At 60.5% G+C, this 12,023-nt stretch carries 11 protein-coding genes; 5 read left to right on the top strand and 6 right to left on the bottom strand.

Features of this window, described 5'->3' with window-relative positions:
• Nucleotides 1-62: 62 nt before the first annotated feature.
• Complete coding sequence (locus AB4P92_RS19605; protein ID WP_042561234.1) at nt 63-392, top strand: DUF1820 family protein; 330 nt, start codon at nt 63-65, stop codon at nt 390-392.
• A 123-nt stretch (nt 393-515) separates the two neighbouring features.
• Here the strand turns inward: AB4P92_RS19605 and AB4P92_RS19610 are convergent, their stop codons facing one another.
• The 4 genes from AB4P92_RS19610 to AB4P92_RS19625 all read right to left on the bottom strand — a co-directional run bounded on the left by AB4P92_RS19610 (nt 516) and on the right by AB4P92_RS19625 (nt 4,035).
• Nucleotides 516-1,070, bottom strand: a complete 555-nt coding sequence (locus AB4P92_RS19610; protein ID WP_042561233.1) for a tetratricopeptide repeat protein — start codon at nt 1,068-1,070, stop codon at nt 516-518.
• A 224-nt stretch (nt 1,071-1,294) separates the two neighbouring features.
• A complete protein-coding gene (gene hemL / locus AB4P92_RS19615; protein ID WP_261736586.1) occupies nt 1,295-2,578 on the bottom strand; it encodes a glutamate-1-semialdehyde 2,1-aminomutase in 1,284 nt (427 codons plus the stop codon).
• A 17-nt stretch (nt 2,579-2,595) separates the two neighbouring features.
• Nucleotides 2,596-3,219, bottom strand: coding sequence for a thiamine phosphate synthase (thiE, locus tag AB4P92_RS19620; protein ID WP_395598027.1), 624 nt, complete (start codon nt 3,217-3,219; stop codon nt 2,596-2,598).
• Nucleotides 3,220-3,237: 18 nt separating this feature from the next.
• Nucleotides 3,238-4,035 (bottom strand): hydroxymethylpyrimidine/phosphomethylpyrimidine kinase, encoded by a 798-nt coding sequence (locus tag AB4P92_RS19625; RefSeq protein WP_047303578.1) that lies wholly within the window; start codon nt 4,033-4,035, stop codon nt 3,238-3,240.
• Between the two features lie 314 nt (nt 4,036-4,349).
• On the opposite strand from AB4P92_RS19625, the gene AB4P92_RS19630 reads away from it, so the two are divergent.
• From AB4P92_RS19630 to AB4P92_RS19645, 4 genes are all read left to right on the top strand, one after another.
• A complete protein-coding gene (locus tag AB4P92_RS19630; protein ID WP_395598028.1) occupies nt 4,350-6,704 on the top strand; it encodes a 7TM diverse intracellular signaling domain-containing protein in 2,355 nt (784 codons plus the stop codon).
• Between the two features lie 94 nt (nt 6,705-6,798).
• Nucleotides 6,799-8,448, top strand: a complete 1,650-nt coding sequence (locus AB4P92_RS19635) for an acyl-CoA dehydrogenase family protein (protein WP_395598029.1) — start codon at nt 6,799-6,801, stop codon at nt 8,446-8,448.
• 192 nt (nt 8,449-8,640) lie between these two features.
• Entirely contained in the window at nt 8,641-10,140 is a 1,500-nt protein-coding gene (gene amn, locus AB4P92_RS19640; protein ID WP_162184593.1) for an AMP nucleosidase, read from the top strand.
• A gap of 72 nt (nt 10,141-10,212) precedes the next feature.
• The gene (locus AB4P92_RS19645) at nt 10,213-10,848 is read left to right on the top strand and encodes a pseudouridine synthase (RefSeq protein ID WP_261736590.1); all 636 of its coding nucleotides are present in this window, start codon (nt 10,213-10,215) and stop codon (nt 10,846-10,848) included.
• Here AB4P92_RS19645 and AB4P92_RS19650 read toward each other — a convergent pair.
• Entirely contained in the window at nt 10,843-11,052 is a 210-nt protein-coding gene (locus AB4P92_RS19650; RefSeq protein WP_042561226.1) for a DUF2788 domain-containing protein, read from the bottom strand. The two genes, AB4P92_RS19645 and AB4P92_RS19650, sit on opposite strands and share 6 nt — an antisense overlap.
• Nucleotides 11,053-11,177: 125 nt before the next feature.
• On the bottom strand, nt 11,178-11,657 hold the full coding sequence (locus tag AB4P92_RS19655) for an Lrp/AsnC family transcriptional regulator (protein ID WP_042561225.1): 480 nt from the start codon (nt 11,655-11,657) through the stop codon (nt 11,178-11,180).
• Nucleotides 11,658-12,023: the final 366 nt, after the last annotated feature.

Consider the following 12,023-nt stretch of genomic DNA (forward strand, 5'->3'; position numbering starts at 1 on the left):
GCGTCCGGTGGCTATGCTATAGTTCGCGCCCTCATTTTTATCCCCGATGTTATCCGCCCGCCATGACCAAACGCGAAGCTCCAATCTACAAGGTGATTTTCCTCAACCAGGGCCAGGTGTTCGAAATGTACGCCAAGCAGATCTATCAAAGTGATCTGTGGGGCTTCCTGGAAGTGGAAGAGTTCGTCTTTGGCGAGCGCACGCAGATGGTCGTCGATCCGAGCGAAGAAAAGCTCAAGGCGCAATTCGAAGGCGTGGTGCGCAGCTTTGTGCCGATGCATTCGATCGTGCGCATCGACGAGGTTGAGCGTCTGGGTACACCGAAAATCAGCGAAGCCCGCGGTACCGTCGGCAATGTGATGCCGTTTCCGATGCCGATGCCTGAGAAGTAAGTTTCAAGACCGCGTCGCTCCATTCGCGAGCAGGCTCGCTCCCACATTTGATCTCCAGTGTTCCGAAGACCACTTGTGGGAGCGAGCCTGATCGCGATGGGGCCCGCAAGATCGGCTCAGAAATCAGGGAAGAGGCGAAAACGGCGTGCGCCCATCGGCGCTCTGCAGTTCCATCAGGTATTTACGGAAAATTTGCCCGAGCACCTGTGTGGCGGTTTCGAGGTCTTCGCGGGACATTTTTTCAGAGACTTCGTCGGCAGTGTCCAGCGCCTCTTCGGCGCCGTTGACCGCGGCCATCTTCAGCACGATGTACGCCTGAATGTTGTTGGCCTGCACGCCTTCGCCGTGGAAGAACATGGTGCCGAGCTTGAATTGCGCCTGGGCATGGCCTTGCAGCGAGGCTTTTTCGAAATAGCTCAGGGCTTGATTGAGGTCGCGCGGCGCATTCTTGCCGTCGTAGTAGAACTCACCCAACTCGTATTGCGCTTGCGCATCCCCTTCATCCGCTGCCTTTTGGCAGGCGGCCAGTGCCTGCGTGACGTCTTGCGGCTGAGTATTGAGGGTGCAACGACCCATCGCCGGGATCAACAACGAGTTGCCGCCTGCTTGTGCATGCGCGAGCAGGGGCTGAAGGAGCAACAGGCAGCCCAAGGCAAGGGTGCGGCCGGTGCGGTTCATGGGAATCGACTTACCTCTGAAGGGCACGCGGACCCATCGAGGGATCCAATAAGCGCGCATTATGAAATAAGCAGGGCCATCCTTACAAAGTCTTTACTCGTTTTTCTGCTGCGCGGGGAATATATCGCCCACTTCAGGCGGATATTTAGCAGAGGCGTCGGAAAAACAGCTCGGGTGTAGGTGAAAGCTGACGCTGGCAATGGCCAACGTCAGCGGTTCGGCGATTATTTCAGTTTGGCGAAGGCGCGCTCGGCTGCATCCAGAGTCAACTTCAACTCGGCTTCGCCGTGGGCGATAGAAGTGAAACCGGCTTCGAATGCACTCGGTGCCAGGTACACGCCGCCTTCCAGCATCAGGTGGAAGAAGCGACCGAACAGGGCAGCGTCACTGGCCATCACGTCTTCAAAGGTGACGATGTCGTCGGCACCGCTGAAGTACAGGCCGAACATGCCGCCGGCCTGAGTGGTCACGAACGGAATACCCGCTGCATCAGCGCGTTGTTGCAGGCCGTCTAGCATGCGCGTGGTGTAATCGGTCAGTTCGTCGTGGAAACCCGCACGGCTGATCAGGCGCAGAGTGGTCAAACCGGCAGCCATGGCCAGCGGGTTACCCGACAGCGTGCCGGCCTGATACACCGGGCCCAGTGGCGCGATGCGTTCCATGATTTCACGCTTGCCGCCGAAACAGCCGACGGGCATGCCGCCGCCGATGATCTTGCCGAAGGTGGTCAGGTCTGGTTTCACTCCGTAGTAAGCCTGCGCGCCACCGAGGGCCACGCGGAAACCGGTCATCACTTCGTCGAAAATCAGCACAACGCCATGTTTGTCGCACAGCGAGCGCAGACCTTCGAGGAAGCCCGGCGCTGGCGGTACGCAGTTCATGTTGCCGGCCACTGGCTCAACGATGATGCAGGCGACTTCTTCACCGACTTCGGCGAGCATTTTTTCCACGGCGTCGATGTCGTTGAACGGCAGGGTCAGCGTGTGTTTGGCGAACGCGGCCGGTACACCCGCCGAGCTCGGAACGCCTTGGGTCAGTGCGCCGGAACCGGCCTTGACCAGCAGGCTGTCGGAGTGACCGTGGTAGCAGCCTTCGAATTTGATGATGCTGTCGCGGCCGGTGAAACCACGGGCCAGGCGGATGGCGCTCATGGTCGCTTCGGTGCCGGAGCTGACCATGCGCACCATGTCCATCGACGGCACCAGCGAGCAGACCAGGTCGGCCATCTCGGTTTCCATCGCGGTCGGCGCACCGTACGACAAGCCGTGTTGCAGTTGATTGCGCACCGCGTCCAGCACGTCCGGGTGGCTGTGGCCAAGAATCATCGGGCCCCACGAGCCAACGTAATCGACATAACGCTTGTCGTCTTCGTCAGTGACGTAGGCGCCTTCGGCGTGTTTGAAGAACAGCGGCGTGCCACCCACGCTCTTGAACGCGCGAACCGGTGAGTTCACGCCACCGGGAATGTGTTTCTGGGCATTGGCAAACAGGGTTTCGGAACGAGACATGATCGGGCTCTCAAAAATCAGGATTTGAACAATTCATTGAATGCGCGGGCGCGGCGGGTCACTTCGGCGGTGCTGTCGGCACCAAACAAACCGTGGACCACAGCAAGCAAGTCGACACCGTGGGCCACCAGCGGCGCAGCGTTGTCGAGGGTAATGCCACCAATCGCGCAGATCGGTAGATGCAGCGCACGTTTGGCTTCGTCGAGCAGATCAAGGCTGCAGGTCGGTGCACCGGGTTTTGTGTTGGAATTGAAGAAACGACCGAAGGCGACGTAACTCGCGCCTTCCTTGGCAGCCTGTTGCGCCAGTTCGATTTGCGCGTGGCAAGTCGAGCCGATGATCGCTTTCGAGCCGAGCAGGGCGCGGGTCGGTGACAGCGGGCCGTCGGTCTGGCCCAGGTGTACACCGACGTTCAGGCGCGCGGCCAGTTCGGCGTCGTCGTTGATGATTAGCTGCGTGTTGTAGCGTTCGCACAAATTGCGCAGCGCCTCGGCCTCGCGCAGACGGCGGGCCTCGTCGCTGCTCTTGTCGCGGTATTGCAGCAGAGTGACGCCGCCTTCCAGCGCCGCCTCCACGTACGACAGGAACTTGCCGGCCAGCAACTGGCTGTCGGTAATGGCGTACAGGCCACGTAGTTTCATCAGGCAGACCTCACGACGTTACGAGCAGAAATCCAGCGGCAGGCGACGCGGGACAAACTGGCCTTTGCCCAGCTGTTCGGCATCGCGCAGGGTGCGCCAGGTGTAATCCAGTGCACTGCGCACGGCGCTGGCAAGGTTTTCACCTTGCGCCAGGCGACCGGCCAAGGCACTGGCGAGGGTGCAGCCAGAACCGTGATAACTGCCCGGCAAGCGCTGGCAGTAAAAGGTTTCACGCAGACCGTCGCGGCTGTACAGGCGATTGTGGATTTCAGTTTCGTCGCCGTGGCCACCGGTAATCAGCAGGTTTTTGACGAACGGCAGAAGTTTTTCAGCGCACTCGTCCGCGGTGCCTTCGGGCAGTTCGGCAAGGATGCGTGCTTCGGGAAGGTTGGGGGTCGCGATGATCGACAGTGGCAGCAGACGTTCGCGCATCGCATAGCCGACTTCGTCCTTGCCCAGACGTCCACCGCCGCCGGCGCGCAGTACCGGGTCACAGACCACCGGCAAGTGCGGGTGCGCCGACAACAGTTCGACAACGGTGTCGACCATTTCCAGCGAACCGAGCATGCCCAGTTTGACCGCAGCGACTTCGGAGTCGTTGAGTACGGCATTGGCCTGGGCCAATACCCACTCACGGTCGAGGACGCGAAAGTCAGTGACGTTGACGGTGTCTTGCACGGTCAGGGCGGTGACGGCCGGAGCCGCATGGCAACCCTGCGCGAGCAGGGCTTCGATATCTGCCTGCAAGCCGGCGCCACCACTGGGGTCGTGGCCGGAGAGACAGAGGACAACGGGGCGGGAGCTGTAGATATTCATGGTGCGCGAGCTTACCACCAAAGCTGATTTTCGGGTGTGGCTGGCGCAGCAAGATCAAAAGATCGTCCGATCGCGGCCCGAGTCGTTGGAGGATCTTTTGATCTACCTGACCAATCAAACAGCTCTAGCTCGCTGCTTTGCTCTGGAACGCCCGTTCTAGAGCCTTTGTAGGAAAAATTCCGATGGTGCTCAATGGCCATCAACGGCTATGCTAGTCTGGATCCAAACCAATAACAGGTAACACCGGTTTTACGTCTACTCACAAGGAATGGGGGGCTTCCTGACACAACCGGACGAGCCACGCTGGGGCTTCAATGCGCTATCTGCTGATGTTGCTGTTCTGCTTGCCCCTCATGGCGAGCGCCGTCGAATTCGACGAATTCACCCAGAGCCTCCCTCTGGGCCGGTCACTGCAAGTGTTCGAAGACCCGAGCGGTCAGGCGAGCATTGCCGATGTCCGCGCGCAGGCTGCTGCCGGCAATTTCAAAGCCCACGACAAAGCCACGCTCAATGCCGGGTACTCACGCTCGGCATTCTGGCTGAAGATCGACCTGCATTACCGCCCGAGCAATCCTGGCGCCCAGCGCACCTGGCTGCTGGAGTTGGCGTATCCGCCGCTCGACCATCTCGACCTGTATCTGCCCGACGCCCATGGCGACTTTCATCTGATCCGGCAAACCGGCGATGCCTTGCCGTTCGCCAGTCGTGAGATCCGCCAGAACAACTATCTGTTCGACCTGACGTTCGCGCCGGATCAACAGCAAACCGTGTACCTGCGACTCGCCAGCGAAGGCTCGATCCAGGCGCCGGTGACGTTGTGGTCGAGCACCGCGTATCTCGAAGACCAGCCGGTGCGCCTGTACGTGCTGGGCATCATTTATGGCGTGCTGCTGGGGATGGTGGTCTACAACCTGTTCATCTACCTGAGCGTGCGAGACACCAGTTACCTCTATTACATCTTCTACATTGCCTCGTTCGGGCTCTATCAGCTGTCGGTGAATGGTGCGGCGGTCGAGTATTTCTGGCCGAACAATCCGTGGTGGGCCAACGCCGCCACCCCGTTCTTCATCGGTTGTGCGGGGTTGTTCGGCAGCCAGTTCGCCCGCAGCTTTTTGCAGACCAAGACGCACAGCCGCTGGCTTGACCGCTTGCTGATCGCCTTGATCGCATTCGGCGCGCTGGTGGTTGGTCTGTCGTTGATGGCCAGTTATGCCTTGGCCCTGCGCCTGGCAACAACGTTGGCGCTGACCTTCACCGTGGTGATTTTCGCCGCCGGGATTCTGGCCTGGTGCCGCGGCCTGCGGGTGGCGCGCTACTTCATCATCGCCTGGTCGGCGTTTCTGCTCGGTGGCGTGATCAACACGCTGATGGTGCTGGGCTTGCTGCCGAACGTGTTCCTGACCATGTACGCCAGCCAGATCGGCTCGGCCATCGAAGTGGCGCTGCTGTCGCTGGCATTGGCCGATCGCATCAACGCGATGCGCGAACAACAGGCGCAGACTCTGTTCGATGCCAGCCAGAAACTCGAAGTGCTCAACCAGCAACTGGCCCGCAGTAACAAGCTCAAGGATGAATTCCTCGCGACCCTGACCCACGAACTGCGCACGCCGATGAACGGTGTGATCGGCTCGCTGGAACTGATGCAGACCGTTGACCTCGACCCGGAGCTTGAGCAATACCAGCAAACCGCTGCCGGTTCCGCCCGGGACATGATGCGCATGGTCAACGGCATCCTCACCCTTACCGAATTGCAAGCCGGCAAGCTCAAGGCGACACCGGGCAGCTTCAGCCTGCGCGGCGTGGTCGAGGCATTACGTGTGCAATTTGAAAGTAATGCGGCGAGCAAGTCGCTGGACTTCAAAGTCGACGTGTTGCCGACCCTGCCGGATCGCCTGAATGGCGACAGCACGAAACTGGCGCAATGCCTGGAATGCTTGCTGGATAACGCGATCAAGTTCACTCGCGTGGGCGGTCTGGCGCTACGTGTTAGCGGCAAACCGACGACGGACAATCGTATGGCGCTGTCGTTTGCGGTGATCGACACCGGTATCGGCTTCACTGATCTGGGCGAGGCGACGATGTATCAACGCTTCTTCCAGCTCGACGGGTCGATGACCCGTGAGTACGGCGGCTTGGGCGTGGGTCTGGCGATTTGCCGACAGTTGGTGGAATTGCTCGGCGGCAAGCTCACCCATCGTTCCGAACCCGGTCGCGGCAGCCGTTTCCAGCTGGACGTCGAGTTCGAATTGCCGGTGGTCGAACCTGCGCCAACAGCGGCGCCTGCCCGCGATTGCATACGCGCCCCACAAGACTGCACGGTGTTGTTGGTCGATAACAACAGCGTCAACCAACTGGTGATGCGCGGCATGCTGCTCAAGCTCGGTTTCCGCGTGCGCGCCGCCGATAATAGTGCGGCAGCGCTCGATTACCTGCAGCGCGAGAACTTCGACGCGGTACTGATCGATTGCCAGTCGCCTGCCCAGGACGGCGCGGCATTGTGCTGCCAGATCCATGCTTTGCCGGGTTGCGCGCATCTGCCGGTGTTCATTTTGGCGCTGAGTGCCGACCGCGAGATGTGCAGCCCTGGCGCGGTGATCGATTACTTGAACAAACCGGTGAAATTCGAAGATTTGCAGGCAGCGCTGGAGCGGCGCGTGCTCTGCTGCTGACAGGGTAAAAGCGCCGCAAAAACGGCGGATATGACACTTTGTTCGGCGTGGGGGCGGTGCTTAACTGACCTTCTCGCTGAAGAAGGAACCCGTCATGAACCTGCATCAGTTCGCCGAAACCCACGAAGTCACCAACCAGCCGCCGTCGCTGGACGGCAGCAACCTGTACCGCATTGATCTGCCGTTGCAGGAGTGGTCGCGCCGGTTTGGCGCCGGTTGGGCCGAATCGCGAATTGATGCCTACGGTGCTCTCGCTGGCGGGCCGCTGATGGAAGCCGGGTTCCTCGCCAATCAGAACAAACCGGTATTCGCCAGCCATGACCGCTACGGTCATCGTATCGATCTGGTGGAATTCCATCCCGCTTATCACGAGCTGATGCGCACGGCCATCGAGCATGGCCTGACGTCCTTGCCATGGGCGCACCCGCAGGACGGCGCCCACGTTGCCCGGGCCTCCATGAGTTACCTGCACAGCCAGGCCGAGGCCGGCAGTGGCTGCCCGTTGACCATGACGTTCGCCAGCGTTCCGGCCCTGCGTTTGCAGCCGAACCTGGCCGAGCAATGGCTGCCGAAAATCCTCGCCACCGAATACGATCCGCGCAATGTCGGCATGGCGCACAAGGCCGGGGTCACCATCGGCATGGCGATGACCGAAAAACAGGGCGGCACCGACGTGCGCGCCAATACCACCAAAGCCTATCCGGTCGGTGCCAGTGGGTCGGGCGAGGCCTATGAACTGGTCGGGCACAAGTGGTTCTGCTCGGCGCCGATGTGCGATGCGTTCCTCACGCTGGCGCAGACCGACAAAGGCCTGACCTGTTTTCTGCTGCCGCGCCATCGTCCCGATGACACGCGCAATCAGTTCTACATCCAGCGCCTGAAAAACAAACTCGGCAATCAGTCAAACGCCTCCAGCGAGGTGGAATTTCGCGGGGCGCTGGCGTGGATGGTCGGTGAAGAGGGGCGCGGCGTGCCGACCATCATCGAGATGGTGGCCATGACCCGTTTCGATTGCATGGTCGGCTCCAGCGCGCTGATGCGTCAGGCGCTGACCCAGGCCAGCCATCACTGCGCGCACCGCAAGGTCGGTGGCAAACTGCTGAGCGAACAGCCGTTGATGCAGAACGTGCTGGCCGATCTGGCGCTTGAAAGCGAGGCCGCACTGGCCCTGAGCCTGCGCATGGGCAAAGCGCTCGATCATCTGGATGATCGCCACGAAGCGCAATTCGCCCGGTTGGTGACGGCGGTGGGCAAATACTGGGTCTGCAAACGCGCGCCGGCCATGATCAACGAAGCCGCCGAATGCATGGGCGGTGCGGGTTATGTCGAAGACAGCATCCTGCCGCGACTGTACCGCGAGGCGCCGGTCAACTCTACGTGGGAAGGCTCGGGCAACGTGCAGTGCCTCGACGTGTTGCGTGCCTTGTCGAAAGAGCCGGGCGTGCTGGATGTGTTGTTCAGCGAACTGGGTGACGGCCATGGCGATAAACGTCTGGCCGCACATATTCAGCAGTTGCAGGCGCAGTTCAAGGATACGAGCGACATTCAATACCGGGCGCGGCAGTTGACTGAGGATATTGCGCTGGGGCTACAGGCCAAACTGTTGCTGGAGGCTGGGAATTCGGCGGTCAGTGATGCATTTATTGCCAGTCGTCTGAGTGGGGGCGGACGAGTCTACGGCGCGCTGCCGCGTGGACTGGACGTCGAAGCCATCGTCGCCCGCTCGACGCCGCAAGGTTTCTGACCCCAATCTCCACAACACAACAAAACCCTGTGGGAGCTGGCTTGCCAGCGATGGCGTTCTGTCACTCGACATCGATGTTGAATGTGACGACCTCATCGCTGGCAAGCCAGCTCCCACAGGGATTCGGGTTGTCTGAAAGATTTAGGTGTAGCCACAACGCCACTGTTCCCGTCACGCCACGATGCAGGCAAGATGAAGCTCTGCAAGTCAGAACACAGGAAGCTGATCGTGACCGAAGCGTTTATTGTCGTTCAAACCGCCGAACAAGCCGTGGATCGTCTGGCCGAGCTCCATGAGCGGGCCACCTCTGCGCTGAACTCGGCGCTCAAGCGGTACCTCAAGGATCGCGTCGAGCCCGACGCCGAGCAGCGTGCTCAGTTTCGTTATCCCGAACTGCGTTTGACCTATCACTGCCAGGGCGAAGTCCCGCAGACCACCCGCGCCTACGCCAAGGTGCAACTGCCGGGCACCTACAGCGTCACCGTCACCCACCCGGCGGCCTTTCGCAAATACCTGCTCGAACAACTTGTGCCGCTGATGCATGACTTCACCGTGACCGTGGAAGTCGGCGTCAGCCAGCAAAACATTCCGTATCCATACGTGGTCGAACAGGGCGACGAACTGGCCGGCTCCGGCGTGACGGCAGCGGTGCTGGCGCGCGTTTTCCCGAGTACCGATTTGTCTGCCGCCACCGATGGCATCGCCGACGGTCTCTACGATTGGGAAAATACCGATCCGCTGCCATTGGCGCTGTTTGATGCGGCGCGTGTGGATTTCTCGCTGCGCCGACTGGTGCATTACACCGGCAGCGACTGGCGTCATGTGCAGCCGTGGATCCTGCTGACCAACTATCACCGTTACGTCGACCAGTTCATCGTCCATGGTCTGGAGCAATTGCGCAGCGATCCGCGTTTCGTGCGCATGGTGCTGCCGGGCAACGTGATCATCGAAAAGAGCATGGATCACGGCGAAGCTTCGGCGATTGCTGCCGGTGTGGTCTGGCACCGCTACCAGATGCCGGCCTATCACCTGATCGCCAGCGATGGCCACGGCGTGACCTTGGTCAATATCGGTGTCGGCCCGTCCAACGCCAAGAACATCACCGACCATTTGGCGGTACTGCGTCCGCATTGCTGGCTGATGATCGGTCACTGCGGCGGTCTGCGTCAGTCGCAGACCATCGGCGATTACGTGCTGGCCCACGCCTACATGCGTCGCGACGGTATTCTCGATCGCGTCGTGCCGCCCAACATTCCGATCCCGGCACTGGCCGAAGTGCAAATGGCGCTGCAACAAGCGGCAGCCAATATCACGGGCGAGAAGGGCGACGATCTGAAAAAACGCCTGCGCACCGGCACCGTGCTGACCTACGACGACCGTAACTGGGAACTGCGCTGGGCCCAGGAGCGACCGTTGATCAACCTGTCCCGTGCCGTGGCGGTGGACATGGAAAGTGGCACGATTGCCGCGCAGGGTTATCGCTTGCGAGTGCCGTATGGCACGTTGCTGTGCGTTTCGGACAAACCGCTGCACAGTGAAATCAAGCTGCCGGGTTCGGCCAACGCCTTTTACGAACGCGCGGTCAGCCAGCACTTGAAGATCGGCATCGAAGCAGTCGATCTGCTGCGCACCGAACTCAATTCGCTGCACTCGCGCAAACTGCGCAGCTTCGACGAACCGCCGTTCCGTTAACGGTTAGTCGTGGTCATTTGGCGATCCGGGCACTAGCATTGTCAGCCCAGATCGCCAGATGTTGTTTTGCCCATGTCCCGTCCTCCGCGTCCACCTTCCCGCCGTCCCGGCGCGAAGCCTCCGTCTTCTGCCCCTCGCCGTGTCGCCAAGGCGCCGCCGGCCGAGCCGAAACTGATCCTGTTCAACAAACCGTTCGATGTGCTGACGCAATTCAGCGACGGTGAAGGGCGGGCGACGCTCAAGGATTACATCGACGTGCCGGGCATCTACCCGGCCGGGCGTCTGGACCGAGACAGCGAAGGTTTGCTGCTGCTGACTAACGATGGCCAGTTGCAGGCGCGGATCGCAGACCCGAAACACAAGCTGGCGAAAACCTATTGGGTGCAGGTCGAAGGCGAGCCGACGGACGAGCAGTTGCAGCGTCTGCGTGATGGCGTCGAGTTGAATGACGGCATGACCTTGCCCGCCGAGGCGCGCCAACTCGACGAACCTGATCTGTGGCCACGCAACCCGCCCGTGCGCTTTCGCAAAAGCGTGCCGACGAGTTGGCTGGAACTGGTGATTCGCGAGGGACGCAACCGTCAGGTACGGCGCATGACTGCCGCGGTCGGGCTGCCGACGCTGCGGTTGGTGCGGGTCAGGATTGGTGACTGGACGATCGACGGTCTCGATCAGGGCCAGTGGGCGGAGGTGCCGGCGCGCTTATAGAGCGCCGGATTCGATCAGGCCGATCACCACGCTCTTGATGATGAACGCGGCCACACCCAGGCCCAGCACGAAGAACAGAATGAGCGAGCCGAAGCGACCGGCCTTGGACTTCTTCGCCAGATCCCAGACGATGAAACCCATGAAAATGATCAGGATGCTGACCAGACCGGTCATCATCCATTCTTCGAGTAGTGCAGGATCCATCGGACATCTCCGGCGCTGGGCGGGGTAAAGGGCGGCGGCGATTATACGCCATGGGCAATTGCTGAATCATTGACCTGCGTCGGTGTGCCACACCTCTTCAGTCACCGCTCCTACAGGGAGAGATTTCAGCTACGCAAATGAGTCAGCGGCAACTCGGTACTGTTCAATACCTGATTCAGCACAAAGCTTGAGCGAACGCTTGTTACGCCGTCGATGCGGGTGAGGTGACCGAGCAACAGCTTCTGATAGTGATCCATGTCCGGTACCACCACTTTCAACTGGTAATCAGCATCCACCCCCGTCACCAGGCTGCACTCCAGCACCTGCGGCAACGTGCGAATCGCCGCTTCGAAATTCTCGAAACGCTCTGGCGTGTGCCGGTCCATGCCGATCAGCACGTAAGCCGTCAGGCTCAGGCCGAGCATCTTGCGGTCCAGTAGCGCCACCTGACGCGAGATATAGCCGTCGTCTTCCAGCTGTTTGACCCGGCGCGAGCAAGGCGAGGGTGACAGACCGATGCGCTCGGCCAACTCCTGGTTGGAGATGCGGGCGTCGCGTTGCAATTCCGCCAAAATGCTCAGGTCGTAACGGTCGAGTTTGCTCATCAATCTGTCCTTGGTTGTAACTATTGCGGAGGATTATCTATCCAGGGTGAAAAATTGCGCAAGTGATGTTTATTTGAGCAATCTTCGCAATCCTCTGTCGCGGCCTCAGGCTTATTCTTATCACCAGAATCACTGCTCGGTAACACAGTCCACGCGGCCCGCCCAATCAGGCCTGCCGCGGCCGCCACCCCCACCGGGGTTGGGCCGGCCCCCGAGCTACGCACTGTCCACAAGACGGCGTGAGGTGAGCCGACGTCAAAAGCGTCGAGCCAGGACGAAGTTCTCTAAAGGGAGGCCGACGGGTCTCCCTTTTTTCTTGTGCGCGATTTACTGCTGCGCCGCTCAATAAATAAGTTGCGTGACTGA

The sequence above is a fragment of the Pseudomonas sp. A0308 genome (assembly GCF_044218815.1).
In the GTDB taxonomy this organism is placed as follows: domain Bacteria; phylum Pseudomonadota; class Gammaproteobacteria; order Pseudomonadales; family Pseudomonadaceae; genus Aquipseudomonas; species Aquipseudomonas iridis.

Excerpts from the sequence above, each read along its gene's own strand:
- AB4P92_RS19605 (WP_042561234.1), top strand. The coding sequence starts at position 63 with ATGACCAAACGCGAAGCTCCAATCTACAAGGTGATTTTCCTCAACCAG.
- AB4P92_RS19610 (WP_042561233.1), bottom strand. The coding sequence starts at position 1,070 with ATGAACCGCACCGGCCGCACCCTTGCCTTGGGCTGCCTGTTGCTCCTT.
- hemL (WP_261736586.1), bottom strand. The coding sequence starts at position 2,578 with ATGTCTCGTTCCGAAACCCTGTTTGCCAATGCCCAGAAACACATTCCC.
- thiE (WP_395598027.1), bottom strand. The coding sequence starts at position 3,219 with ATGAAACTACGTGGCCTGTACGCCATTACCGACAGCCAGTTGCTGGCC.
- AB4P92_RS19625 (WP_047303578.1), bottom strand. The coding sequence starts at position 4,035 with ATGAATATCTACAGCTCCCGCCCCGTTGTCCTCTGTCTCTCCGGCCAC.
- AB4P92_RS19630 (WP_395598028.1), top strand. The coding sequence starts at position 4,350 with ATGCGCTATCTGCTGATGTTGCTGTTCTGCTTGCCCCTCATGGCGAGC.
- AB4P92_RS19635 (WP_395598029.1), top strand. The coding sequence starts at position 6,799 with ATGAACCTGCATCAGTTCGCCGAAACCCACGAAGTCACCAACCAGCCG.
- amn (WP_162184593.1), top strand. The coding sequence starts at position 8,641 with ATGAAGCTCTGCAAGTCAGAACACAGGAAGCTGATCGTGACCGAAGCG.
- AB4P92_RS19645 (WP_261736590.1), top strand. The coding sequence starts at position 10,213 with ATGTCCCGTCCTCCGCGTCCACCTTCCCGCCGTCCCGGCGCGAAGCCT.
- AB4P92_RS19650 (WP_042561226.1), bottom strand. The coding sequence starts at position 11,052 with ATGGATCCTGCACTACTCGAAGAATGGATGATGACCGGTCTGGTCAGC.
- AB4P92_RS19655 (WP_042561225.1), bottom strand. The coding sequence starts at position 11,657 with ATGAGCAAACTCGACCGTTACGACCTGAGCATTTTGGCGGAATTGCAA.